Below are 24,910 nucleotides of genomic sequence, written 5' to 3'. Positions count from 1 at the left end.
GTGGACGAGCCGTGTGCGGGCGAACCCCGCGGACATGGCGCAGGCCCGGTGAGCGGTGCGGAAGACCGCCTCACCGGGCCGGCACGGGTCACGGAGTGGTCTTGACCTTGACCTTGCCGTCGATGATCGACTGCTTGGCCGCGTCGATCTTCGACTTGATGTCGTCGATGTAGCCGCCGCTGTAGGTCAGCGAGACGCCGTCCTTCGCGAGCGAGTACGTGTTGGTGCCGGTCAGCGGCTTCTTGTCGTGGACCGACTTGACCAGGTCGTACACGCCGACGTCGACGTTCTTCACGACGGACGTCAGGATCGACGACTTGTACTGCGACAGCGACGGCTGGTTGTACTGGTCGGAGTCGACGCCGATCGCCCAGGCGCCCTTCTTGCCGTGGACGGCCTCGATCGAGCCGGAACCGGACGAGCCGGCCGCCGCGAAGATGACGTCCGCGCCCTTGTCGAGCATGCCCTGCGCGGCCGCCTTGCCCTTGTCGGGGCTGGCGAAGCCGGAGGTGTCCGAGCCGTGCGACAGGTACTGCACGTCCACCTTGATCTTCGGGTTGGTGTCGTGCACACCCTGCACGTAACCCGCCTGGAACTTCTTGATCAGCGGCACGTCCACACCGCCGATGAAGCCCACCTGGTCGCTCTTCGTCTTCAGCGCGGCGGCGACACCGCCGAGGTAGGAGCTCTCGGCCTCGGTGAAGACGATACTGTCGACGTTCTTCGCGTCGACCGAGGAGTCGACGATGCCGAAGGTCGTGTTCGGGAACTTGGCGGCGGCCTGCTTCATCGAGTTCGCGTACGCGTAGCCGATGCCGACGACCGGGTTGTAGCCGGCCTGCGCGAGCTGCGAGAGGCGGTCGAGGCGGTCGGCCTCGGTGTCCGTCGTCTTCGCCGTCAGCTCCTTGACACTGCCGCCGAACTGCTTCTTGGCCTTGTCGATGCCGCGCGCGGCCGAGTCGTTGAAGGAGTGGTCACCACGACCACCGACGTCGTAGGCGACGCCGACCTTGACGCCGCCCTTGGCACCGGAAGCGCTCGAGGAAGCGTCATCCTGTGCCTTCTGTTCCGACGTGCTGCCGCAGGCGGCGACAGACAGCGCGAGCGCGGCGGAGGCTATGCCCGACGCGGCGATCCTGGTTACCCGGCGCAAGAGGGTGGTCCCTTCAAACTGACCGAAGCGCCTCTTCCGGCGCTGGTTTCGCGGCGATCGTAACGCGCGTAGATGTCAGATAAAGGCCCCTACGGAAGCCGTTATCGGATCGTCGCGAACAGAAGGTGTCGCCTGCGGTTACAGCCGGTTGCCGTCGAGCAGCGCGGCGGCCGTGAACAGCTCGACCCCCACCTTGATCGCCTGTTCGTCGACGTCGAAGTCGCCCCGGTGGAGGTCGTAGTGCGCGCCCTCGCCGGGCGGGCGTACGCCGAGGCGCGCCATGGCGCCCGGCACGTCCTCCAGGTACCAGGAGAAGTCCTCGCCGCCGAGGCTCTGCTCGGTGTCCTCGACGGCGTCGGCGCCGCGCCGCACGGTGTGCGCGGCGCGCAGCAGATCGGCCATGGCGGGGTCGTTGACGACGGGCGGCACGCCGCGCACGTACGTGATCTCCGTCTTGGCGTGGTGCAGCGCCGCCACCTCGTCCACGGCCGCGTGCACGAGGTCGGGCGCGTCGTGCCAGGCGGCGAGGTCGAGGCAGCGCACCGTGCCGGACAGCTCCGCGTGCTGCGGGATGACGTTGGCCGCGTGTCCCGACGCGATGCGGCCCCACGTGAGCACGAGCCCGGAGCGCGTGTCGACCCTGCGCGCGAGGAGCGCGGGCACGTCGGTGGCGACCTTGGCGGCGGCCGTGACGAGGTCGGTCGTCAGGTGCGGGCGCGCGGTGTGCCCGCCGGGGCCGTCGAGCGCGATCTCGACGCGGTCGCAGGCGGACGTGATGGGGCCGACGCGCAGCCCGATGCGTCCCGCGTCGACCTTGGGGTCGCAGTGCACGGCGAGGATGCGGCCCACGCCGTCCAGCACCCCGGACTCGACGGCCTCGGGGGCGCCGCCGGGCAGCACCTCCTCTGCGGGCTGGAAGACGAGGCGCACGGCGTGCGGCAGCAGACCGCGCCTGTGCAGGTCGGCGAGGACGAGCCCGGCGCCGAGCACGACCGTCGTGTGCACGTCGTGACCGCACGCGTGCGCACGGTCGGGCACGGTGGAGCGGTAGGGGACGCCGTCCTTGGTGTCCGGGATGGGCAGCGCGTCGATGTCGGCGCGCAGGGCGAGCATGGGACGCGCGGGGTCGGGCGTGCCGATGTCGCACATCAGGCCCGTCCCCATGGAGAGCACGCGGGGCGCGAGACCGGCTTCTTCCAGCCTTTGCTTGAGCGCGGCGGTGGCCCTGACCTCCTGGTGCCCGAGCTCGGGGTGCATGTGCATGTCCCGCCGGAACGCGACGAGCTCGGCGCGCAGCTCCTCGGGCAGCACGCCCGGAAGTGCGACTTCGCCGGGCAGTTCGGCGTCGGACTCTTGGGACATCGTCTGGCTCACCTGTCGAAGGGTAGGTCCCCCAAAGGATCAACCACGTACGAACGGGAAAAATTTCAGCCAGGAGAGCGAACGCCGCCACCGGTGCGTGGCATGACCGGTGGCGGCGGTGGGTATGCCTGACTCTTTTCCTCGCGGGTACCCCGCCGGTGCCCCGTCGCTGTCAGGCCAGGCCGACGGACCGCAGCCAGGGGCGCAGGCCGCCGGCGTCCTCGCCGGCCCAGCCGATATGGCCGTCAGGACGCACGAGGAAGAGGCCCTTGCCGTAGGGGGCGTACGCGGCAGGCTGCTCCCGCACGCGCACGGCGGCCGGCAGGCCGTCGGGCAGCGGGGCGTCCGTCGCCATCCGCAGGAGCGTGAAGTGCGGGCCGCGCAGGGCGTCGAAGATCGTCGTCCCGTCGGGCAGCGGGCCGTCGGGCGCCCTGTCGCCCGCCGCGAGAGCGCCGGCGGCGCCCGACGCGAGGGGGCCCGTCCGGTAGGTGAGGCCGAGCTGGCGGGTCTTCTCGCCGCGCTGCTCCTGACCGCGGTGGATCCGTGTGGACAGGCCGAGCATCCCGGCCGCCACCGGGCGCCGTTCGCCCTCGTACGTGTCGAGCAGCGCGTCGGGGGCGCCCGCCCGCAGCACCTGGCCGAGCTTCCAGCCGAGGTTGTACGCGTCCTGGACGCTGGTGTTGAGGCCCTGGCCGCCTGCGGGCGAGTGGACATGCGCGGCATCGCCCGCGAGGAAGACACGTCCCACGCGGAAACGGTCGGCGAGCGCGGCACGCGGCCGGAAGTCGGACGACCACGCGACCTCCGCCACATCGGACGCCGCCAGGTGCGTACGGGCCGCGACGAGGCCGCGTACCCCGTCGGGCGAGAGGTCGGGCGCCGAACCGGGCGGCAGGCTCGCGGCGAGCTGGAAGTCCGCGGTACCCGGCAGCGGGCACAGCGCGAGGAAGTGCCCGCCCTCGTCCGCCCCGGCGCCCTCGCCCTCCCCGGCGAACGTGTGCCAGTGGTCACGGTCGAGAGCGGGGATGCGCACGTCGGCCACCACCATCGGCGTGGGCGCGACGTCCTCGCCGCGCATCGCCACGCCCAGCAGCCGGCGCACCGTGCTGCGCCCGCCGTCCGCGGCGACCGCGTACCGGGCGCTCACGCGCCGGCCGGAGGCGAACACCGCCGCGACCGACGTGCCGTCCTGCGTCAGGCCCGTCAGCTCCTCGCCGAACGCGACACGGCCACCGAGGCGTACCAGGCGTGCGTGCAGGATCTCCTGCGTACGCCACTGCGGGATCGTCCACGCGAGGTTGTACGGCTCGGCCTCGCTGGGCTCCACCGGCGCGAACATGGGCCGCTCGCCCAGGCGCTCGCCGTTCCGCCACATCATCGGCACCGGCATGGGGCCGCCGTGGGTCAGCACGTCGCGTATGACGCCCAGGTCGTCCAGCACCTCCAGCGTGCGCGGCTGCATGCCCTTGCCGCGCGAGCCGGGGAACAGGGCGTCCGCCTTCTCCGCCACCAGCACGTCGACCCCGCGCCGGCGCAGGTCGCAGGCGAGGGCGAGCCCGGCGGGGCCCGCGCCTACGACGAGCACGTCCACGTCCACGTCCACGTCCTTAACGTTGTTAAGTTCCATGTCCGTGAGCGTGCCCTTAACGGCGTTAAGTTGTCAAGGCCGTGCCCGGCGCGCGGCGATAGATTGGCGCCGTGGCCACCTCCCGACTCGACCGTCCCCTCGTCGCCCGCACCGCCCTGCGGCTCCTCAACGACGTGGGGCTCAACGGGCTCACACTCCGCGCCATCGCGGGCGAACTGGGCGTGAAGGCGCCCGCGCTGTACTGGCACTTCAAGGACAAGCAGGCGCTGCTCGACGAGATGGCGACCGAGATGATGCGGCGGATGGCGGCCGACTTCCCCGAGCACCCGCCCGAGGACTGGCGCGAGGCCCTCACCACCGCGATGCACGGCCTGCGCGACCATCTGCTGCGCTACCGCGACGGCGCCAAGGTCTACAGCGGCACACTCTTCACGGACACCACCTACGCCCGCCCCATGGAGGCGTACCTGAACACCCTCGTCACGGCGGGCTTCACCCCGCGGGCGGCCGGGCGCGCCTGGGCGACCGCGTACAGCTACACCATCGGCTTCGTCATCGAGGAGCAGTCGACGACGCGACCCGGCACCGAGGAGACCGGCCTCGACCTGGACGCGCGCGCCCGCCGCCTCGCGGACTTCCCGACGGCGGCGGCCGTGGGCCACGAGATCTTCACCCACCAGGACGAGGGCTTCGCCACGGGCCTCACCGCGGTGGTCGCGGGCATCGGGGCGACGCTGCTCGACTCCGGGCCGAACACGGCCTGACCCCGCGAGCGCGGCCGCCTCTCGGGCGCACCCGGCCCGGGCGGTGCCTCAGCCGTCACCGTCCATGCGCCCGGCGCGGCCGTGGAAGCGTGCGCGGGCGGCGTCGATGTGGCGCAGATGGGCCCTGCTCCATTCCAGCAGCGGGGCGATGGCGTCGCGGAGGGTCCTGCCCATCGGGGTGAGCTCGTAGCTGACGTGGGGCGGCATGACGCTGCGGACGGTACGGACCAGGATCCCGTCGCGCTCCAGGTCGCGCAGTGTGACGGTGAGCATGCGCTGGCTGACGCCCTCGACGGACCGCTTGAGCTCCGTGAAGCGGAGCGGGCCCGACGTGAGCGTGGAGACGACGAGCAGCGACCACTTGTCGCCGACGCTGCCGAGCACGTCGCGCGTCCGGCATCCGTCCTGCCGCGCCCCCTGTCTCACCTCCTGCCGCGCCTCCTGCCGCGTCGGCCTCGCCCTGCCGCCGGTCGCGTTCATGGTCACCGCCTGGAACCCGCGAGGACGTGGTCCATGCTGGTCAGCAGCGCGGCGGAGGGCAGGAGGGCCGCGTGGACGAAGTTCGAGGCGCAGATCTCGTCGGGATGGAACAGCTCGCCCCGCACATTGCGGCCGACGCGGTCCAGGTAGGCCTGCCACAGGGCGGATCCCGGCACCATCGGGTGGACGACGGGCCGGCCGTCGGGTGTGGTGTCGACCGCCCAGCCCGTGCCGTCTCGTCTCAACTCAAGGAACGACCAGGTGAGGTAGTCGAAGAAGCTGCCGCCGCCGTAAGGGCGGTCGGCCGCGAGCAGCGGCAGCAGCGGGCGTTCGACCAACTCGCGTGCCCCGCCCGCCTCCTGTGGTGACCGCGGGACGGGGAGCGTGATGTACACGTCGAGGCCGGGCGCGTCCGGGTTGGTGATCCGCAGGTCGGGGAGGTTGGCGGCACAGCCGGCGGCCGGCCACGGCACGTCGGGGAGAGGGACCACGGCGTCGAGTTGGGTGTAGCCGACGAGCCGGTAGAGCGCCTTGCGGCGTTCCGGGCTGTTCTTGCTGATCACGTGAAAGAGTTCGTGCAGCAGGATGTCGCGCAGTCCTGTCGTGTTGGAGCGTGGGAAGAGCGGGTCGCCGCCCGGGGACGGCCCGAGCGCGGGGGTGATCTTGCCCGCGGGCAGGACGACGGTTGCGGTGTGACGGGTGTAGGCGGCCCGGCTCTCCTCCTGGCCGGTGGTCTTCACCAAGTGGACTTCGGTCGGCAGGAGCCCGGGCCAGCGGTCGGCGAGCAGGGTGTCGATCTCGCCGGTCACGCGGGACAGCAGGTCGAGCTCGTCCTTCGTCCACGCCATCACCTGCGCGGTGATGTAGTCGAGGTAGAGCGGTGTGCCGGTGTCCGTTCCGGGGTCGGCGAGGCAGACGCGGGCGCGGCGGTCGAAGTCACTGAGGTTCGCGACGAAGTCGTCCACCGTGCCGAGCCGTTCACGGCCGGTCGTGACCGAGGCGGCGATGACGCGGCTGGTCCCGATCGTGCCCACGGTGACGTCGTTGCCGGGGTCTTCGGCCATGCGGGCTCGTCCTCCTGTTTCTGTGCGGATCGTGGTGCTCGTGCTGCTCGTGGTGTTCACAGGCGTCATGACGGCGTTTCGGCCAGCCGGAAGCCGATCGCGTAGATGGCCTTCGGGAACCAGCCGTGGCGGCGTCGGCAGCGGGTCAGGTCCCCGTAGCGGGTGAAGCTGCCGCCGCGTGCGACGCGGTACGGGCGGCCGCCGGCCAGCAGGTCGTCGGGGACGCTCTCGCCGCCCGGGTAGGGGCGGTAGTCGTCGGCCACGTACTCCTCGACGTTGCCGCCCATGTCGTCGGCGCCGAACGGGCTGCGCCCGGCGGGGTGTGTGCCCACCGGTGTGGTGGTGAGGGGCCCGGTCTCCGCGGTGTTGGCGCGGCCGGCGGCGAAGTGGTCGCCCCACGGGAACTCGCGTCCGTCGCCGCCCCCGGCCGCGTACTCCCACTCGGCCTCGGTGGGCAGCCGGAAGCGCCGTCCCGTGCGGCGCGACAGCCAGGCCGCGTACGCGTCGGCCGCCCGGGGAGTGACCGTCCACACCGGGTGGTTGGCCAGGTGCGTCGGATGCAGGCCGAACTGCCAGGAGCTGGGCAGCATGGACGCGTTCGTCTCCGTGAGGAACGTGCGGTACTCGCCGTTGGTGACCGGGTAGCGGGCGATGCGGAAGGCGGCGATGTCGGCCGTGTACTCGGGCGCCTCCTTGGCGATCCACTCGCGTCGTACCCCGACGTGCCGCCAGGCGGCGGTCACCTCGTCCACCCGCCCCTGGGGCAGGCCGAGCCGCACGCGTGCGGCGGGGACGTCGAGCATGGCCGGGGAGTCGACGTCGATGCGGGGATCGCCGTACAGCGCCAGGAGGTGGCCTGCCGCCACGCGGGTGGCGGCGTCGGAGCCGGGGTCCTCGGCGGTCGCCGCCAGGGCGGCCGTGTCGACGCGGGTGAGGGCGAGGCACAGCCGCTGCATGTCCCGCGGGTCGACACGGTCGCTGTACGCCTTGCCGAGACCCATGGCCTGGCGGTCCTCCAGGGCGTTGGGGTTGGTGTCGGGGGTGGCTTCGCGGTTGACGTCGGGGCCGGGCCCCGTGGAGTCGTCTTCGGAGTCGTCATCCTTCATGGCGGTGGCCTCCTCTACGCCAGTTCGTGGACGGCGCCGTCGTAGGAGGTGGCGAGGAAGCGGTCGGCGGCCGCGTCGTAGTGGAGGCTGGAGATGCCCGCGGTGGCGGGCCGGGTGACGCTCCACTCGCCGGTCGCCGTGTCGTGCACGGCGAGGGTGCCGAAGTAGGAGCCCGTGGCGATGCGCCGGCCGTCGCCCGAGGCCGCCACGCACTTGACGGAGTGGTCGTGCGGGGTGGGCAGGACCGTGGCCGAGGTCCCCCGCCACAGCCGCAGCGACAGGTCGCGGCTGACGCTGGCGAAGCGCCCGCCGGGCAGGGCGGCGCAGCCGTTGGCGATCTTGCCGTGGGCCGCCTGGAGACGGCCGGTCTCGGTGAGCGTGTCCGTGCTGAACCAGGCCGCCGACGTGTCCGCGCAGACCGCGAACAGCGTCCCGTCCGCCACCGCGAGCCCCTTGACCGCGTTGGCGTGCAGCGGCAGCGTCGCGACGTGCTCGACCCGGCCGCCGTCGACGCGCAGGACAAGGCCCTCACCCGTGTACGCCCCGACCACGACGTGCGGGACGCCGCCGCGTTCGAAGGCGGCCGCGCAGTTCAGCGGCGAGCGGTGTTCCAGCAGCACCGCGCCGGTGTCCGCGTCGAAGAGCCGGCCGAGCTGTCCGCCCGTCAGCACCCTGCCGCCCGCGGCGATCAGGAAGTTGCACAGGCTGCCCGTCTCGGCCGCAGGCTTGCCGTCGACGTGGACGACACCGCAGTCGCCGATCGTGTAGACGCGCCCCTGGGAAACGGTGACGGCGTTGAGAGCCGGCGTCTGCCCGACGCCGCCAAGGTCCCACGCGTCGCGGACCGTGTCGTAGACCGCGTAGCACGAGCCGAACGTGCCGAAGACCAGTGTGTCCTTGTCGAGGAACGCGCAGGACCTCGGCCACACCGCGGCGGGCAGCGACGCGGACGCCGCAAGGGCGGGCGTGCCGTCGGCACCGATACGCCAGATCTTCACCGTACGGTCGTAGCTGAGGCTGACGAGGGTGCCGGCGTCCTCGTTCCACACCAGGCGCTTGATGCCCGCCTCGTGCGCGGGGAAGTTCCGCGTCCCGCTCTCGGTGAGGCGCACGACCTCGCCCCGGTCGTTGCCCGCGTACACGAGGCCCGCGGCGGTGATGGCGATGGTGTCCGTCTCGACCCCGTCCAGGTCGATGTCGGAGACGAGGGCGCCGGTGGTGAGCGACCAGCGTTTGACGGTGCCGTCGTCGCTGGAGGAGACCAGTTCGTCGGTGCCGGCGAGCCACTCGACCGAGATCACGTCGGCGCGGTGCCCGGCGAAGCTCGCCACCAGCCTGCCGCCGTAGTCGTAGACGCGGACGTGGTGGTCGCGCGAGGCGGTGGCGACGAGTTCACGCTCGGGGTGGAAGACACCCATCTCCACGTCGTCCCCGTGCTCGGAGAACGCGGCGCGCAGGACCAGGTCGGGCACCGACCACAGCCGCGCCGTGTAGTCGCTCGACGAGCTGAGCAGGTACCGGCCGTCCGGGCTGAACGCGACGTGGTTGGCGAGGTGGTCGTGCACGGCGCGCGCGAGGGGCCGCCGTGTCGCCGCGTCCCACAGGATCACCTGGTTGTCGTAGCCCGCGGTGGCGACGTACCGGCCGCCGTGCGTGGCGATGCCGCTGATCGGTCCCTTGTGGCGGATCAATGGCGTAGTCCTTCCATCGAGAGTGTGTGCGCGGTGACGGTCGCCTTGGCTTGCAGATAGGCGGAGTTGTGTGCCGTCAGGTGGACGGCGGTCGCCACCACGTGGCGTACGCGGATGCCGCCGCGTTCGAGCTGGCGCCGCTTGTCGGGGTTGTTGGTGAGCAGGTCGATCTCGTCGTGCCCGAGCGCGCGGAGCATCTGGACGGCCGCGGTGTAGTCCCGCGCGTCGTCGTCCATGCCGAGCGCGCGGTTGGCCGCGTACGTGTCGAGGCCGTGGTCCTGCAGGCGGTAGGCGTCGAGCTTGTTGTAGAGGCCGATGCCTCGGCCCTCCTGCCGCAGGTACAGCAGCACACCGCCGGCCGCGGCGATGCGGGTGAGCGCCTCGTCCAGCTGCGCCCCGCAGTCGCAGCGCTCGGAGCCGAACACGTCGCCGGTGAGGCACTCGGAGTGCAGCCGCACCAGGGGGACGGCCGGGTGGGGCGGGCCGAGCAGCACGGCGAGGTGCTCCCGGGCGTCCACGAGGTCGTGGAAGGTGGCCACGGTGGCCCGGTGGGTACGCTCCCCGCACCGCAGCGGGACGGTGACGCTCGTGCGGACGCGGGCGGCGGCGCGGTTGGGGGCGTGGCCCTGTTTGCCCTCGTCAGGCGGCGGTGCCGGGCGCACCACGCGCGGGTCGGCGCCGGCGGGCGAGTCCCCGGTGGCTGAGTCGCCGGCGGGCGAGTCGCCAGCGGGCGAGTTGCCGGTGCGTGCGGGCGAGTCGCCGGTGCGTGCGGTTCGGCTCATGTCGTCCCCCCGCTGGTGGCGTCGGCGACGGCGGGACGGGCGCCGGCCGGCGGCACGCGGTCGGCGGCCTCCCAGGCGCGCCAGGTACGGCGCAGGTAGCCGAGCGTGGACAGCGACAGCAGCCCGAGGACGCAGAACGCGCCGCGGACGCCGAGCGCGTGGCTGAGCACCGGTGCCACCACGGGTGACAGCAGGGCCGCGCCGCCCGCGAGGAGCGAGAGCAGCCCGGACGAGCGTCCCAGCACGTCCTGCGGGATGTACTTGACGCGCATCATCACCATGGTGCTCAGGACGGCCCCCTGGCCGAGGGCGCCGAGCACGAGCCCGCCGAGGAAGGCGGGCAGCAGCGGCGCGGCGAGCAGGAACAGCGTCAGGGTGCGCAGAACGGTGCCGAGCGTCAGCGACAGGTGCGGACGGAAGATGGCCCGCTGGGCGACCAGCAGGTTGCCCACCAGCATGCAGGCGTTCGACGCGAGGATCACCGCCGATGACGTGGCGCTCGACATGTGCCAGTGGTGGCGCAGGTCGTAGACGACCAGCGCCTGAAGGCCCGCGCCGCACACCAGCGACAGCACGACGTGGACGGCCGTGATGGTCAGCATGCGCGGGTCCGAGGCGACGGCGCGCCACCCCTCGCGCACCCCTTGCCCTGTGCGGGGCCGCCGCTCCATGGGCAGGTGCCGGTGGCGCGGGGGGTGGATCCCCATGAGCCACACGGCGATGGGCGCGGCGAAGGTCGTCGCGTTCAGCCACAGCAGGCCGGTGTAGCCGATCCACGGCAGGGTCGCCGTCGTCAGCAGCGGGCCCGTCACGGTGGTGGTGAAGAAGACGCTGTTGAGCGTCCCGCGTGCGCGGACCTTGCAGTCGGGGAACATCGAGGGGACGCCGGTGATCCAGCCGGTGAGGTACGCGGAGCCGCCGAGGGCGACCAGGAAGGCGCACCCGAACAGCAGCCAGGTCGAGGCGTGGCCTGCCGTCACACTCATGTTCATGGCGACGGCGCCCGTGGCCTGGACCAGCAGCCCGGGCACCACCAGCACCCTGGGCCCCCAGCGGTCCGCGGCGGAGCCGAGCCAGGGACCGGCGACCAGGCTCAGCGGGACGGCCGCGGCCAGCAGTGACATCGACGTCAGGGACCCGGTGAGGTCGTAGACCATGAGGGGCAGCGCGGTGGCGTAGACGGCCTCGCCCACGTTGTTCAGCGCGTTGCCCGCGGCGAAGACGCGGAACCGCGGGTCGCGCAGGGGGGAGGGTTCCTGCGGCTGGGCGGCGGGGGCAAGGGTGTCCCCCGGGGCGCGGGCGCTCTCCTCGTCACCGCTCATCGGCTGCCCGCGCTGTCGGCCTCTGCCTTCACCTCGAGCGTCCCGGATGCGGGCGTCGCGGGCAGCCACAACTCGCGCAGGGGCCGCAGGACCTGCTGGGGCGACGAGCGGTCGAGCCGGTACAGGCGCAGGAAGCCGCCGCGTCCGCCGACGACGATGACCGGGGCGCCCGTGGAGTCGTGGAACGAGGCGATGCTCTTGGTGAAGTCGGGCAAGTCTTCGACGAATCCGATGAGTTCACCGGTCTCGTAGTCGAACGCGCCGAGCTGCATGCCGTAGGAGACGGCGCACAGTGTGCCGTCGATCAGTGTGGCGTTCTCCACGGTGTTGTCGAAGAGCTCGACGAACTGCCGGTCCATCTTCTCCGCGTCGGCGAGGTACTCCTTCACACCGCCGGAGCCCGTCACCCGGATCCGCTCGCCGAACACGTCGAGCCGCTTGGGGTACCCGCCGAGGTCGATCTCCCACGTCACCTCGCCCGCCGTGTCGTAGGCGCGCAGCAGGCCGTTGCGCGTGCCGAGCAGGCGCCGCCCGTCCGGGAGGTAGCCGCTGACCCATGCGGAGGCCGGCAGGCCGGTGATCCGGCCCGTCTCCCGTCCGGTGCGTGCGTCCAGCTCGATGCCGCCGGTGTTGCACGCGGCGAGCAGCCGGGTGCCGTCGGGCGAGAGCGCCAGCGTGTGGACAATGCTGGGCAGTTGCACGGTCCATGTGCGGCGGTCCTCGTCCTCGGCGCGCAGCACCTCGCGGGGCCAGGCGATGCCGAACCAGCCGTCCTCGGTGGGCAGTACGCGGCGGGTGAAGCCCGTGCCGCCCGTGTCGTGTGCGGCGAGGTGCAGGGCGGGGTGGCCGGGGCAGCGTTCCACCACGTCGACGAGGGCCGCCCCGTCGTCCGTCGCGACGGCGAACCGTCCGTCGCTGCCCGGCACGGGGCGGATGTCCCACGCGCACTGGCGCCCGTAGCCGAGCCGGCCGACGAACACACCGTCGGGGTCGACCGTGGCGATCTCCCCGTCCTGGCTGAGTACGTGGACGGCGCCGCCGGCGGTGTCGACCGCGATGTCGAAGATCTGGTGGCTGAAGCCGGAGACGCGCTTGTCGATGCGCAACTGGGGCGAGGTGTTGTCGTAGATGAGCAGTTCGCCGTCGAACCCGCCGACGTACGCCTTGGAGAAGTCCGGCGAGAACGCCATCGCCTCGACGTCGTTGCGCGCGAACAGCGACCGCTCGATGACCTGCCCGTCGAGGCCGACCGTGGCCACGCCGTTGCGGATGGCGCGGTCGTCCCCGGTGCCGCCGTCGAGTGTGGCCCACAGCCGGCCGTGGCGCGCGTCGTACAGCAGGCGGTGGATGTTGGAGCTGTCGACCTGGCTCACGACCGGGAAGTCCAGGTCGTCGAGCGATCCGATGTACACCCTGCCACTGCGGTCCGAGACGGCCTGCACGCCAGGCGCGTCGGTGCAGAACCATTCGAGCCGGGCGAACTTCTGCGACCACGGCTGGACGCGTTCCACCGCGAAGGTGTCCAGGTCGAGCACGACGAGCTGGAAGTAGCCGTTGCTGAGGTAGACCTTGCCGTTCCACACACCGATGCCGCGGACCATGGTGGGCGACGGCTCCTCGCCCTCCATCAGCAGGGACCTGTCGCAGGGGGCGGCGGCGTCCAGCCGGTCGACGAGCCGCAGTGTGGCGGCGTCCCAGCGCGAGACGGTGCCGCGTTTGTCCCGGGTGATGAGCCACCGCCCGGCGAATGTCATCGCGAAGACGGGGTCGCCGGCCGGGTCCTGCGCGCGGGACGTGGCGCCGGACGAGGCGAGCACCCGAAGGTCCGTGTCCAGCAGGTGTACGTTGCCGAGCACGTCGGCGGCGAACAGGCCGCCGTCCGGCCTGCTGACGATACGAGTGATGCGCTCCGTGAGGGTCATGGGGAACGGTGCTCCTTCCGGGTGAGGGGGGCAGACAGGCGCGACGGCCGCCGCACCAAGGGAGAAGGCCTCGAAGGCACCTCGCCCAGGGACGGCGGCCGCCGCTCAGAGGCGGGCCCGCGCCGGCCGGCCGGCCGGCGCGGAGCCCTCCGTCAGATCAGCTGATCCAGGGCCACGGGGTGCAACGGACGATCTTGCGCATGGGGGTTCACCTCCTGTCGTGATCGGGCGGTCGCTGGGCGTGCCACCTGGCGGGTGGCACATCTGGCGCTCCCCCGGCAGGGCAGGGGGGAGCAGATATGGTGGCGGCACAGGAGACGGACGCTGTGCCGCGAGTGCGGCGATGTGGACGGGACGGGGCCGAGGCGCGGCGGGGTGCGGCGGGGTGCGCCGGTGTGCGCTGCCGGGGTGCGCGGTCGGCTCAGGCGGACCCGGCGAGCGGCCGGGAGGCCGACGCCAGCGAGTCGAGCAGTGTGCGGACGCGGCCGGCCAGCACGGAGTCGAAGCGGGTCGGCTGCGGATCCCACAGCCAGTCCGCGCACGGCACGGCCAGCGGATCGCCCAGCGGCTCGGCCCCGCAGCGCATCAGGATGCCCCGGAGCCGTTCCTGGGCCGTGCGTCCTCCCTCAGGGCCGGGAGAGGCACTGAGCGTGACCACCGGTTTTCCGGTGAGCGGGCTGTCACCCCAGGGGCGGGAGAGCCAGTCGAGTGCGTTCTGCAGGACACCGGAGGGCGCGCCGTTGTACTCGGGCGTCGCGATGGCCAGGCCGTCGCACTCGCTCACCGCTTTCTTGGCCCGCACCACCTCGGCCGGGGTGTCCACGACCTCCTTGTCACCGTCGTAGAAAGGCAGGCGGCGAATGTCGAGGAAGCTCACCTGGAAATACCCGGTGCTATTTTCCGCAACGCCTTCCGCGAGGGAAAGCAGACGCCGGTTCAAGGACTCACGGCGAATACTTCCGCACATCAGTAGAAGTCGGTACGACATCGCCCCTCCATGCCTTCAAAACGTGTTCCGCGCTGACATCAACAAAGGTGTCAGAACCTCCGGCGCGCTGTCCATGGGCACAGGGAGTTACCTAGGGAATTCAACATTCAACCATGGCGAAAGCGCAGGTCGGAGCGGGGCTCAGCTGCGGTAACTCACCATTTCGTGGTAACCGGCCCACAGGCGGGCGCGGCACTGGAAGCCGACGAAAACGTTTTTTCACGACGGTGAACGTGACAATCCGTAACGCACCATTCTCCGCTGCAATTGCACGGGCCGAAACGGGTATCGAGGCGCGCCTCAGACCCATTGCGCGAGCCGCCACCGAAAGGCACGCCACCGCCCGAAGCGCGGACGACCCGGGCGGCCCGGGCGAGACGGCCGGCCCGGGCGGCGGTATCGGCGCCCGGGCGGACCCGGCGCGCCCGACGTGGCGGCCACACGGGATCGCGCCCATGCGCCGACCGCACAGTGGATGCGCACTTCGCGCATCTTGCGCGAAGTGCGCACGACGCCTACTGTCCACTCTCGTCAACGGAACGCGTCGTTCCCGTTCGCTTGGGAGACGCGGGCCGTATCGCCGACACTCGCATGGGGTCGATAGAAGGCAGGGCCGCAATGTCCATACCGATCAAGGCAAGCCTGGAACGCGTACCAGGCGGGATGATGCTCGTTCCGCTGCTGGTGGGCGCCGTGATCAACACCGTCCACTCCGGGACCGGAGACTTCTTCGGCTCGTTCACCGGCGCGCTGTTCTCAGGTGCGCTCACGATCCTCGCGGTGTTCTACGTCTGCATGGGCGCCACGATCGAGCTGCGCACCACCCCGTACATCCTGAAGAAGGGCGGGGCGCTGCTGATCGTCAAGGCCGGCATCGCGGTCGTGATCGGCATCGTTGTGGGCCACTTCCTGGGCGAGGCACCGGTCAACGGTGGCATCTTCGCCGGCATATCGACCCTCGCGATCGTGGCCGCGCTCAACGACACCAACGGCGGCCTCTACATGGCGCTGATGGGCCAGTTCGGCAAGCCCAAGGACACGGCCGCCTACTCGCTGATGAGCCTGGAGTCCGGGCCATTCCTCACGATGGTCACGCTGGGCGTCGCCGGCCTGTCCGCCTTCCCGTGGCAGACCCTGCTCGGCGCGATCCTGCCGCTCGTCGTCGGCATGATCCTGGGCAACCTGGACCCCGACATGCGCCGCTTCCTCGGCGCCGCCGTGCCGGTCTGCATCCCCTTCTTCGGCTTCGCGCTCGGCTCCGGCATCGACCTCGGCACCGTCTGGACGGCCGGCCTGCTCGGCCTGGGCCTCGGCCTGTTCGTCCTCATCATCAGCGGCAGCACGCTCTTCGCCACGGACAAGCTGCTCGGCGGTAACGGCCTGCCCGGCCTCGCGGCCGCGAGCACCGCGGGCAACGCGGCCGCCGTGCCGGCGATCGTCGCCGCCGCGAACCCCGTGTACAAGGCGGCCGCGGACAAGGCGACGGTGCTGGTGGCCGCGTCCGTGGTGGTGACCTCGCTGCTCACCCCGGTCATCACCGCCATGTACCACCGCCGGTTGAAGCGGGCCGACCCGGAGGCGGTCGCCGGTGACGTGCCCGACGGTGGTGTGCACGCGGGTGACGTGCCCGCGCGGACGGCGGAGCCGACGCCCGCGCCCGCCGACGCGACGACAACGGACGGAACGACGCACCGGTGAGCCACGTACCACCCCACGACACGGGCTCCCCCGCACCTGCCCTGGCCGACTCCCCCGCCCTGCTCCTGATCGCCGACGACCTGTCCGGGGCCGCCGACAGCGCGGTGGCGCTCGCCACGAGCGCCGACACGGTCGTGGCGCTGCACGCGGACGCGGAGTGGCCGCGGGCGACGGTGGTGGCCGTCGACACCGACTCCCGGTACGCCTCCACCGAGGACGCTGCCGAACGCGCCGCGGCCTGCGTCCGCCGGTCGGCAGCGGGGACCCGGATCTACAAGAAGGTCGACTCCACGCTCAGGGGCAACATCGGTCCCGAGGTCCGCGGCTGCTTGGCGGCACTCGGCGAGCGGGAGGGCAGGCGCCACATCGCCGTCGTCTCCCCGGCCTTTCCCGCCACGGGACGCACGGTCGTCGACGGCCGGGTCCGCGTCGGCGGTGAGTCCGTCGAGGCACGGCACCCCGCCCGCAAGCCCCTCGTCGCGCAGCTGGAGGCCGCCGGTCTGACCGTCGCGCTGCTGAGTGTGGCGGAACTGCGGGACGGCGACCCGGCCCGCGCACTGGCAGCGGCAGCGGCAGCCGCGGCCGGTACGGCCGACGCGGTGGTCGTCGACGCGCTCACGGACGACGACCTCGCGCGCACGGTCCGCGCCACCGCGGGTCTACCGGTTCTGCTGGTCGGCTCAGGCGGCATGGCCCACCATCTCGGCTCCTTGCGCACGGACGCGGCAGCGGCCCCCGGTGCCACGGCGCCCGCAGACGCACAGGGCCCTCCGCTCACCGGCCCCGCGCTGATCTGCGTCGGCAGCCGCAGCACGCAGGCGCTGGCGCAGGGCCGCACGCTCATCGAGGAGCTGCCCGCCCTGCCGGTCGAGGTGGGTACCGCCGCGGGCGGCACGGCGAGCGCGATGCGCGAACTGCGCACCGCGCTCGCGGCGGGGCACAACACCGTCGTCTCTCTCGACCCCCACCGGCCGGTGGAGCCCGAGCGCGCTCACGAGTTCGCCGTGGCCCTGGCCGAGGTCACGCGCGCGGGCCTGGACAGCGCGGGCGTCCTGATCGCCACAGGCGGCGAGACCGCGCGCACCGTGCTCCTCGCGGCCGGTGTGAACACGCTCGCGGTCGAGGGCGAGGTCGAACCCGGGGTCGTGCTCATGCGCACGCCCGGCGGGCTGCCCGTCGTCACCAAGGCGGGGGCGTTCGGGGACCCGGGGACGCTGCTGCGTGCCACCCGGGCGCTCCAGGGCCCGGCCGCGCCTGGACGGGGCCGGACCGCGCCCGCACGGGGCCCGGCCGCGTCCGCACAGGGCCCCGCCGCGTCCGCACAGGGCCCGCGCGCGCAGATCGTCCCCGCCCGCCCCGTACTCCCCATGCAGGACCAGACTCCGAAGGATGACACCATGTCCGCCATGTCCAAGCCCATCATCGCGATCACCATGGGGGACGCCGCAGGCGTCGGACCCGAGGTCGTCGTCAAGGCGCTGGCCGGCGCGGCCGCTTCGCTGCCCATGCTGCCGCTCGTCGTCGGGGACGCGAAGCGGCTGGGCCGCGCGATCGAGCTGACGGGCGCGGGACTTCGCGTCAACGCGGTCGCCTCCCCCGAGGAGGCCACGTACCAGCCCGGCACCGTGGACTGCCTCGACCTGGCGAACATCCCCGAGGACCTGCCGTTCGGGCGGCTGTCGCCCGTCGCGGGCGAGGGCGCGTACCAGTACATCGAGGCGGCCACCCGGCTCGCCTCGGAGCGGCGGGTCGACGCGATCTGCACGGCGCCGCTCAACAAGGAGGCGCTGCACGCCGCCGGGCACAACTTCCCGGGCCACACCGAGCTGCTCGCCGAACTGACCGGCACGGAAGAGGTGTCGATGCTGCTGTCGGCGCCGAAGCTGCGCGTCATCCACGTCACCACGCACATCGGTCTTGTCGACGCGGTCGCGAAGATCGAGCCCGGCCTGGTGGAGCGGACCGTCCGCCGTGGGTACGACACACTGGTCGCCGCCGGGATCCCCGAGCCGCGCATCGCGGTGTGCGGCATCAACCCGCACGCCGGTGAGAACGGCCTGTTCGGGCACGGCGAGGAGGAGAGCAAGATCGTCCCGGCGATCGAGAAGGCACGCGCCGAGGGCATCGACGCCCAGGGCCCGCTCCCGGCCGACACGGTGTTCTTTCGTGCGGTACGCGGCGACTTCGACCTGGTCGTCGCCATGTACCACGATCAGGGCCACGGCCCGGTGAAGGTGCTCGGCCTGGACGCGGGCGTCAACATCACCGTGGGCCTGCCCGTCATCCGCACCAGCGTGGACCACGGCACCGCGTTCGACATCGCGGGCACAGGCCGCGCCGACGAGGCGTCGATGGTGGAGGCGCTGCGCCAGGCGGTGGACCTGGCGCCGCGACGCGGCGGCGAAGGGTCGGGGCAGGCTGCGTGAGCGGTGAAGGACGGCGCCAGGAGATCCGCAACCTGCTGCAGGTGCGGCCCCTGTCGGTGACGGAACTTGCGGAACGGTACGACGTGTCCGAGTCGACCATCCGCCGTGACCTGACCCGGCTGTCGGAGTCCGGCGAGATCGTGCGCACGTACGGCGGCGCGCTGTCATCGGGCGGCGAGGAACAGACGCTGCTGGAACGAGAGTCGGTCGCACGCGCGGAGAAGTCGTCCATCGCCCGGGCGGCCGAGGCCCATGTGAAGGACTGCCGGCTGATCCTCCTGGACGCCGGCACGACAGCGGGCGCCCTGGCGTCACGGCTGGCAACGCACCACCAACTGGCGGTCGCGACACCGGGTTTGACGTCGGTCGGCATCCTGGCAGGGATGCCGGGGATCGAGCTGATCGTCCTCGGCGGCGCAGTACGCCCGACGAGCCTGGGCATGATCGGCCCGCTGGCCGAGTCGGCCGTGGCACGTCTGACGGCGGACGCGGTCTTCCTGGGCGCGGACGGTGTGGTGGCGGGACGAGGCATCTGCGAGGCCCAGCCGGAACAGGCGTCCCTGAAGCAGCTGATGGTCGAACGCTCGGCTGCCGCCTACGTGCTGGTCCACGCGGAGAAGCTGGGCCGCGAAAGCTCGCACTGGTGGACCACATTCACCCGCCCCTGGACGCTCATCACGGACGCGAGCGCGACGGAGGCACAGCTGGCGCCGTTCCGGGCGGACCCGCTGTGCACGGTGGAACTGGCGGACGCCTTCGGCTGACGCCGCGCGGTCGCCGAACCGCTCGCGCATCGTCGTGGCGCTCGGCCAGGCCCTCCGGCCCGTTGACCGCCCCGATCAGCGCCAGCAGCCCGGCCGGGACAGCGCCGCTCCTCGGTGAGCTGCGGTGGGAGGGACCCGGCGGTGCCGCGCGACGTCGTACACGGAACCCGAGCCAAGGCCACGCCGACGCCCCAGTTCTACTCGGCCGCGTGCGCTATGAACGTCGCCCACCCGTCCTTGCCGAGCCGCAGCACGGCTCCGTTGCCTGCGGACTTCGAGTCGCGTACGTACACGGCGTCGAGGTCCCTGGCCACCTCGACGCAGTCGCCCCCGCTCGTTCCGCTGTAGCTGCTCTTGAACCAGGCCAACGCGGCGGGCCGAGTGGCGTAGTGGTCGGTGCTCATGGCTCCCCTGCCATCCGCTGGATGAGATGAGAGGAGTCCTCGCTGTTGAGGGCCTGCGAGCGAAGCATCCCGTACCGCAGCCAGAACTCGCTGACCTCATTGCGATCGGACCTCACACTCACGACGTCTTGCGCCTCCACGTAGACGTGCTGTCTGCGATCCGTCGACTCCACCAACACCATAGGCCCGTTGAGCCCGCTGTGCGCCCCCCGAGTGGTCGGCATCACTTGCACCTCGACGTTGCGCATCTGCGAACACGTCAGCAGGTGGCGCAGCTGCTCGCGCATCACCGCCGCGCTGCCCACTGTTCGTCGCAGCGCGCCTTCCTCCACGATGAACACGAACACCATTGGCGGGCTCCGGCGTGCGAGCAATGCCTGGCGTGCCAAGCGACCTGACACGCGCTGCTCGATGATCTCTTCGTCCAGAGGCGGGAAATGGGCCTCAAGCAGCGTCTGCGCGTATGCCTGGGTCTGCAACAGCCCGGGGACCAGGAGGGGATCGTACGAGAACCTGCTCAGCGCCTCGGCCTCCAACAGCGCGAAGTCGCGAAAGAATCGTGGCAGCTTCGCGCGCTCCACCTCGTCCTGGAGCACCTCCAGAACGCCCCGCGCCTCCAGCGCACGGTCCGCCGCCAGCGTGAACGTGGCCTTCGCAGGCCGACGGCCCTGCTCCACCGAGGCGACCTGCTCCAGCGAGTACCCGATCGCATCGCCGAGCGCCTGTTGGCTCAACCCAGCCTGTTTACGCAGATGTTGCAGCAACCTGCCGTAGGCCGCCCAGACCCCCGGCAGCTCGGACTCTCCGTTGCCGCTCGCCGTCCGGCCGTTCCGAGCACTGTCCCGCACCCGCCCTCACGCCCTTCCCGTGAAAGTGTCCGCCCCGCCCACCGCCGGGAATGATTCAACGCAGCGCGCGCTCGACCGGACACGGGACCGGACCCGTACAGAACCCGTACAAGTCGGCGTAACGACCCTTGGCCGACCCGTACGAGGCGGGTTCCGTACGAGCGTCATACCTGGTAGGCCGCGCGGCACCACCTCCACGATGATTCCGTGACCCACCACCCAATCACCCCACAATCCGCCACCGCAGTCCGCCAGTTGTCACTGCGCTTCAGCGCGACCCGGCGCGGTGTACGCCTCGCGCGCCGGTTCGCCGTGCAGCAGTTCACGGAGTGGTCCGGGCTGCCGTACGACGCGGCGCCGGCCCGCGCGGTCGCGCTCGTCGCGGGCGAGCTGGCGGCGAACGCCGCCACGCACGGCAGCCTCCCCGGCCGGGACTTCCGGCTCACGCTGCTGCGTCTGCCCGACCGATCCGCCCTGCGGATCGAGGTAACGGACACCCGCCCCGAGCGCCGCCCGCGCGACCCCGCAGGCGCCCCGCCGCCCCACGGGGCAACGGCGGGGCGTGGGCTCCTCCTCGTCGCGGCCTACGCCGACCGCTGGGGCTGGGAGGCACGCGACGCGCACACGAAAACGGTCTGGGCGGAAGTCCCAGTGCCCCCGTAAGCACCGTCACCTCAGCGGGCGCCCCCCAGCACTTCGCGAAGCCCATCCCGAGCTTCGCGATCGGCCGCCCTCGCCGGCTCAGGAACCCTGTATCGACTGGATTCCAGCACCAGTTCAATCGCCGCATCAAGCGAGATGCCACCGCCCACGGACACGTAGACGGGGCGGACAGACTCCGCGGTCCTGACCTCGGCTCCGACGACGCCCTGGGCGTCAGAGATCCTGCGTACGCCGCCGCGCTCCGGCGAGGTCGGCGGCGTCTCCCGGTGCAGCGGATTCTTCGCGACGGCGACCACCGAGCGGCCCAGGCGGGCCGCCAGATGAACACCGAGCCCCGCCCGGTCGGGGTGCATGAGCCCGTGCCCGTCACACATCACGACGTCGCCGGCCGCCACAAGCTCGCGGACCACCGCTTCCGCTATCCCGACTTCGCGGGCCGCCAAGTGCCCGAACCTGTACGGCGCTGACGGCTTCCCCGCCAGCCGCCGGCTCGCGACCACCCGCCCGTCCCCGCGGCCCCACGCCACGGCGGCAGCAACGGCCACCTCGCGATCATCGCAATAGGCGGCATCGACACCGATCAGACGCCGAACGGAGGCCAGCTCCACCTCGGGCCATTCCCATCGCGGCAATCAGCACCTCCCGGTCGGACCGCGCAGCCCAACTGTCAGCCGACCCCGTCACCAATACCTCCGAGCACTCGCCGCCCACGCTCATACGCGAGCGACACACCGGACACACCTCACATCAGCACGCAGCTCTTCCGCTGGCCCCAACCGACTGCACGCACAGCTTCGCAGCAACTCGGAGATTGAGAGGCCCTCGGCCGAGGCAGCTGGCCCGGCTGGAATCGTTCAACCTCCGTGCTCGATGAGATCCTCGACAGCCTGCCGCAGCCACGCGTTGAAGTCGGGGAACGTTCTGCGCTGCTCCCAGCCTGGGGATGCAAAGTCGTGGATCACGGCGACGTCTCCTCCCTCAAGGTCCCAGCACGCCACATCGTCGTTGTCCTCGCGGCGGGCGAAGGGAACCGGCCGACGTTCCGGATACCGCTCGCTCAGGCCGGTCGCCCGACGCCGTAGCAAGCTGCCGTCGAAGATCCACCAAGGCTCGAGGTGCGTCAACCCGAGCCCGACCACGCGGACGAACTCGGCCGGGTATGCGAAACCCTCGGGGAGTTCAACGGTCCTCAAGAGGTCGGTCACGAGTCAGCCCCCATCCCATCCAACGTAAGTGGACCATTCCCTCACCTGAACGCCTCCGGTTGCGGCCCAGTGGCGAGAGCCACCGGCCCGGTGGCGCGTCGGCCCGAGGCCGTGCGTATGATCCCGGGCGCATCCACAGCCCGGCGTTGCACGCCGCCTTTGTCCCAGGGGGACGATATGACCGTCGAACAGCAATCGAGCACGGCGGACGGCGCCGAGACCGTTCAATTGGCCTTTCACCCCACTCAGGATCAGGTGACCGAGGCCATGCGAACCTGGGAGAGGGTGACGCCGAGAGGGCGAAGAAAGCGCGTCCTGTGGCCCGTCGCCGTGTTGCTGTGCGCCATCGTCATCGTGCTGGGCGCGGTGAACGGCGCGGTCCTCGGCACCTCAGTACCTCTCCTGGCCATCGCGGTGGGGGTCTGGCTCCTTCGGTTCCTTCTCCGGCGGTTCGCGGTGCGCCAGGTGTACAAGGCCAAGGCCGGCAGGGGCGAGCACACGATCACAGTCGATGGTCAGGGCGTACGTGTGAGATCCGAGCTCAACACTGCGCGAGTCCCCTGGTCGCAGGTTGCCGGGTACGCGGAAACAGACAACCTCTTCGTGCTCGCACACAAGAAGATGCACGAGATCAACAGCACGCCTCTTCCGAAGAGCGCCCTGCCGCAGCAAGCGGACATCAACCGCCTTCGGGAGCTGCTCGACCGCCACACGACCCGCCTCGGCGGCGGTCGGCAGGGGTGAGAGGCGGCGGGTTCCGAGGCGCCGACGGAAAACCCGAGCGTCGCTGTCTGTGAGTGACACCGAGAAACAGCCTCAGCCGCGACGCTGAACGAGTGGGCACCGAAGCGGTCGTTGGGCCCAGGGCTGTGCGCCGCTGCCGCCCAGGTGCCACGCTGCGAGCGCGGTGACCTGCGCGGCGAGGCCCGTCAGGGCGGCGTCGCGCCGTGCGGCGGCGTGGGCGAGTCGGGTTACGTCGTGCCCCCAGTCGCCGGTGGCCCGGTCGTCCTCGGCGATTCGGGCGAAGCCCCGGTCCAGCAGGCCTCGGGCCTCCTCTTCCCTCTTGCGCGCCACCGCTTTGACCGCGCCGACCGCGTTGGCCAGGGCGCTGGCCGGGCGCGACCACTCGTCGTCGCGGGCGCGCGCCGCGGGGTTCCCCGCGTCGTAGTGCTCGTCGTTCGCGACCGATACGGCGCGGACGTCCAGGTCAAGCCGCCAGAACAGCGGCACGCCGGCGAAGCGGACGAACAGCAAGCGGCGGCGGTCGGAGCGGTGGAAGTCCGGGTCACTGCGGATGCTGTCGACCGGCCGGAGCGCTGTCAGAGCCTCCGTCGCGCGAGTCAGGCAGTCGGAGAACCGCGCGTCCGGCAACACCCACGCGATGTCGATGTCGCTGAAGGCGTCCGCCGTGCCCGAGGCCAGCGAGCCGCGCAGCTCCGTGCGGGAGCCCGGGCAGCACCCCAGCAAGGCAGCGCACACCTCGGTGGCCAGGGTGGCGCGATCGGTCTCTTCCGGCATGACGCACACCGTAGTCCGCCCCGCCCGTCACGTCTTTGCCGGTGCGGTCGTGAGCCGGGCACGCAGCCAGGGCGTCATGGGGCGTTCCACGTAGCGGTGCAGGAGCCACGCCAGGAGCAGCATCGCCGACACCGTCAGGGGCAGTGTCGCCGCCGCGGGGACGCCGAGGGTGCGGTGCAGGGCTCCTATGGCGACCCAGCCGAGGTGCTCGTGGACCAGGTAGAACGGGTACGTCAGGGCGCCCGCCGTCGTCAGCCAGCGCCAGTCGGCCCGGCGCGGGCGGCCCAGGGCCATGGCCGCGATCGCGGCGAAGCCGAGCGCGAGTATCGCGATGATGACCGTGGTGTGGCGGTAGCCGAAGTGGCTCGCGGGGTGCCAGAGGTCGGCGACCGCGTAGTGCTGGCCGAGCAGGAAGCCCACGGCGGCGAGGCCCCAGCCGAGCGGGTCGCGGTGGTTCCTGTGCACCAGGTACAGGCCCATCCCGCCGACGAAGAACGGCGCGTAGTGCGGCATGAGCACCTGGGCGAGCAGGGCCGAGTGCGCGGCGTCGGCCATGACCGCGCCCAGCGTCCACAACGCACCGAACAGGACGACGCGGCGCCGCGTGACGCCCGGCAGGATCACGCACAGCGCGAACAGCGCGTAGAACCGGATCTCCGCCCACAGCGTCCAGTCCACACCGATCACCCGCTGCCCACCCGCCGGCATCTGGAGCAGTGTCAGGTTGAGGAGTGTGTCGTCGGCCGAGGCCGTGCGGTAGACGACGCCCGGCAGTGCGAACACCGCCGTGATCAGCAGCACCGCCACCCAGTACGCCGGCATCAGGCGGGACGCGCGCGAGGCGAAGAAGGCGGCGAGCGAGCGGCCCCAGCCGCTCATGCAGATGACGAACCCGCTGATGACGAAGAAGATCTGCACGCCCAGCGGGCCGTACGCGAACCACTCGTGCAGGGTGGGGAATTGGGTGGCTGGGGACGTGCCCCACGCCGTGGTGATGTCGCCCTCCCTGCCGCCGTAGTGGTACACCGCCACCATCAGCGCCGCGACCAGCCGCAGGCCGTCCAGGGCGCGCAGCCTGCCGCCCCGGGCAGGGCCGCCGCGCGCGTCCGGTGCCGCGACGGGACCGGCCGCGGGCGTCTCGCCCGGAGATCGGATGAGCACT

The 24,910-nt window shown here is 71.7% G+C and carries 23 protein-coding genes; 6 read left to right on the top strand and 17 right to left on the bottom strand.

The genetic code is table 11. From position 1 onward, the window contains the following. Window positions 1-88: 88 nt before the first annotated feature. The 3 genes from JFN87_RS10560 to JFN87_RS10550 form a co-directional block, all read right to left on the bottom strand. Window positions 89-1,153: a BMP family lipoprotein gene (locus JFN87_RS10560; protein WP_209339695.1), complete on the bottom strand. Its 1,065-nt coding sequence runs from the start codon at window positions 1,151-1,153 to the stop codon at window positions 89-91. A gap of 138 nt (window positions 1,154-1,291) precedes the next feature. Continuing rightward, on the bottom strand, window positions 1,292-2,515 hold the full coding sequence (locus JFN87_RS10555; RefSeq protein ID WP_209339740.1) for an amidohydrolase: 1,224 nt from the start codon (window positions 2,513-2,515) through the stop codon (window positions 1,292-1,294). Between the two features lie 172 nt (window positions 2,516-2,687). After that, window positions 2,688-4,142, bottom strand: a complete 1,455-nt coding sequence (locus tag JFN87_RS10550) for an FAD-dependent monooxygenase (RefSeq protein ID WP_209339694.1) — start codon at window positions 4,140-4,142, stop codon at window positions 2,688-2,690. Between the two features lie 71 nt (window positions 4,143-4,213). Here JFN87_RS10550 and JFN87_RS10545 point away from each other — a divergent pair, with 71 nt between their 5' ends. Next, window positions 4,214-4,867: a TetR/AcrR family transcriptional regulator C-terminal domain-containing protein gene (locus JFN87_RS10545; RefSeq protein WP_209339693.1), complete on the top strand. Its 654-nt coding sequence runs from the start codon at window positions 4,214-4,216 to the stop codon at window positions 4,865-4,867. A gap of 48 nt (window positions 4,868-4,915) precedes the next feature. Here JFN87_RS10545 and JFN87_RS10540 read toward each other — a convergent pair whose 3' ends face one another. The 8 genes from JFN87_RS10540 to JFN87_RS10505 all read right to left on the bottom strand — a co-directional run bounded on the left by JFN87_RS10540 (window position 4,916) and on the right by JFN87_RS10505 (window position 14,201). Continuing rightward, the gene (locus tag JFN87_RS10540; RefSeq protein WP_209339692.1) at window positions 4,916-5,347 is read right to left on the bottom strand and encodes a winged helix-turn-helix transcriptional regulator; all 432 of its coding nucleotides are present in this window, start codon (window positions 5,345-5,347) and stop codon (window positions 4,916-4,918) included. A gap of 2 nt (window positions 5,348-5,349) precedes the next feature. Next, complete coding sequence (locus JFN87_RS10535) at window positions 5,350-6,411, bottom strand: hypothetical protein (protein ID WP_209339691.1); 1,062 nt, start codon at window positions 6,409-6,411, stop codon at window positions 5,350-5,352. 65 nt (window positions 6,412-6,476) lie between these two features. Next, a complete protein-coding gene (locus JFN87_RS10530) occupies window positions 6,477-7,517 on the bottom strand; it encodes a formylglycine-generating enzyme family protein (RefSeq protein WP_245179155.1) in 1,041 nt (346 codons plus the stop codon). A gap of 14 nt (window positions 7,518-7,531) precedes the next feature. Then, complete coding sequence (locus tag JFN87_RS10525) at window positions 7,532-9,208, bottom strand: WD40 repeat domain-containing protein (RefSeq protein ID WP_209339690.1); 1,677 nt, start codon at window positions 9,206-9,208, stop codon at window positions 7,532-7,534. Beyond that, window positions 9,205-9,990: a GTP cyclohydrolase II gene (locus JFN87_RS10520; protein WP_209339689.1), complete on the bottom strand. Its 786-nt coding sequence runs from the start codon at window positions 9,988-9,990 to the stop codon at window positions 9,205-9,207. Before JFN87_RS10520 ends, JFN87_RS10525 begins: the two co-directional genes overlap by 4 nt. After that, window positions 9,987-11,312: an MFS transporter gene (locus tag JFN87_RS10515; RefSeq protein WP_209339688.1), complete on the bottom strand. Its 1,326-nt coding sequence runs from the start codon at window positions 11,310-11,312 to the stop codon at window positions 9,987-9,989. The genes JFN87_RS10520 and JFN87_RS10515 overlap by 4 nt, the downstream gene beginning before the upstream one ends. Next, window positions 11,309-13,234 carry a WD40 repeat domain-containing protein gene (locus JFN87_RS10510; protein ID WP_209339687.1) on the bottom strand — a complete coding sequence of 642 codons (1,926 nt, stop codon included), beginning with the start codon at window positions 13,232-13,234 and terminating at the stop codon, window positions 11,309-11,311. Before JFN87_RS10510 ends, JFN87_RS10515 begins: the two co-directional genes overlap by 4 nt. Window positions 13,235-13,655: 421 nt before the next feature. Next, window positions 13,656-14,201: an NADPH-dependent FMN reductase gene (locus JFN87_RS10505; protein WP_282961581.1), complete on the bottom strand. Its 546-nt coding sequence runs from the start codon at window positions 14,199-14,201 to the stop codon at window positions 13,656-13,658. 639 nt (window positions 14,202-14,840) lie between these two features. Between JFN87_RS10505 and JFN87_RS10500 the strand changes: the two genes are divergently transcribed. Genes JFN87_RS10500 through JFN87_RS10490 form a run of 3 tightly spaced genes read left to right on the top strand, consistent with a single transcriptional unit; the run spans window position 14,841 to window position 19,110 of the window. Beyond that, the gene (locus tag JFN87_RS10500) at window positions 14,841-15,920 is read left to right on the top strand and encodes a 2-keto-3-deoxygluconate permease (RefSeq protein ID WP_209339685.1); all 1,080 of its coding nucleotides are present in this window, start codon (window positions 14,841-14,843) and stop codon (window positions 15,918-15,920) included. Continuing rightward, window positions 15,917-18,346: a 4-hydroxythreonine-4-phosphate dehydrogenase PdxA gene (pdxA, locus tag JFN87_RS10495; protein ID WP_209339684.1), complete on the top strand. Its 2,430-nt coding sequence runs from the start codon at window positions 15,917-15,919 to the stop codon at window positions 18,344-18,346. Before JFN87_RS10500 ends, pdxA begins: the two co-directional genes overlap by 4 nt. Continuing rightward, window positions 18,343-19,110: a DeoR/GlpR family DNA-binding transcription regulator gene (locus JFN87_RS10490; protein ID WP_209339683.1), complete on the top strand. Its 768-nt coding sequence runs from the start codon at window positions 18,343-18,345 to the stop codon at window positions 19,108-19,110. Before pdxA ends, JFN87_RS10490 begins: the two co-directional genes overlap by 4 nt. 197 nt (window positions 19,111-19,307) lie before the next feature. Here JFN87_RS10490 and JFN87_RS10485 read toward each other — a convergent pair whose 3' ends face one another. Next, window positions 19,308-19,514 carry a DUF397 domain-containing protein gene (locus tag JFN87_RS10485; RefSeq protein ID WP_209339682.1) on the bottom strand — a complete coding sequence of 69 codons (207 nt, stop codon included), beginning with the start codon at window positions 19,512-19,514 and terminating at the stop codon, window positions 19,308-19,310. After that, complete coding sequence (locus tag JFN87_RS10480) at window positions 19,511-20,362, bottom strand: helix-turn-helix domain-containing protein (protein ID WP_209339681.1); 852 nt, start codon at window positions 20,360-20,362, stop codon at window positions 19,511-19,513. The genes JFN87_RS10485 and JFN87_RS10480 overlap by 4 nt, the downstream gene beginning before the upstream one ends. Before the next feature lie 207 nt (window positions 20,363-20,569). Between JFN87_RS10480 and JFN87_RS10475 the strand changes: the two genes are divergently transcribed. Continuing rightward, window positions 20,570-21,025: an ATP-binding protein gene (locus JFN87_RS10475; RefSeq protein WP_307865388.1), complete on the top strand. Its 456-nt coding sequence runs from the start codon at window positions 20,570-20,572 to the stop codon at window positions 21,023-21,025. An 11-nt stretch (window positions 21,026-21,036) separates the two neighbouring features. On the opposite strand, the gene JFN87_RS10470 is transcribed toward JFN87_RS10475, so the two are convergent. Both JFN87_RS10470 and JFN87_RS10465 read right to left on the bottom strand, forming a co-directional pair. Continuing rightward, window positions 21,037-21,633, bottom strand: coding sequence for an endonuclease V (locus tag JFN87_RS10470; RefSeq protein WP_209339680.1), 597 nt, complete (start codon window positions 21,631-21,633; stop codon window positions 21,037-21,039). Window positions 21,634-21,879: 246 nt separating this feature from the next. Further along, the gene (locus JFN87_RS10465) at window positions 21,880-22,230 is read right to left on the bottom strand and encodes a hypothetical protein (protein WP_209339679.1); all 351 of its coding nucleotides are present in this window, start codon (window positions 22,228-22,230) and stop codon (window positions 21,880-21,882) included. A gap of 177 nt (window positions 22,231-22,407) precedes the next feature. On the opposite strand from JFN87_RS10465, the gene JFN87_RS10460 reads away from it, so the two are divergent. Beyond that, window positions 22,408-22,974, top strand: coding sequence for a YcxB family protein (locus JFN87_RS10460; protein WP_209339678.1), 567 nt, complete (start codon window positions 22,408-22,410; stop codon window positions 22,972-22,974). Window positions 22,975-23,046: 72 nt separating this feature from the next. Here the strand turns inward: JFN87_RS10460 and JFN87_RS10455 are convergent, their stop codons facing one another. After that, window positions 23,047-23,748 carry a nucleotidyltransferase domain-containing protein gene (locus tag JFN87_RS10455; protein ID WP_209339677.1) on the bottom strand — a complete coding sequence of 234 codons (702 nt, stop codon included), beginning with the start codon at window positions 23,746-23,748 and terminating at the stop codon, window positions 23,047-23,049. Window positions 23,749-23,775: 27 nt separating this feature from the next. Further along, window positions 23,776-24,909 (bottom strand): acyltransferase family protein, encoded by a 1,134-nt coding sequence (locus JFN87_RS10450; RefSeq protein WP_372449214.1) that lies wholly within the window; start codon window positions 24,907-24,909, stop codon window positions 23,776-23,778. Window position 24,910: the final 1 nt, after the last annotated feature.

Origin of the sequence: Streptomyces montanisoli, assembly GCF_017813245.1 — a bacterium.
Classification (GTDB): Bacteria; Actinomycetota; Actinomycetes; order Streptomycetales; family Streptomycetaceae; genus Streptomyces; species Streptomyces montanisoli.
The sequence above is the reverse complement of the archived record's forward strand: the minus strand, read 5'-3'. Positions and strand labels throughout refer to the sequence as shown.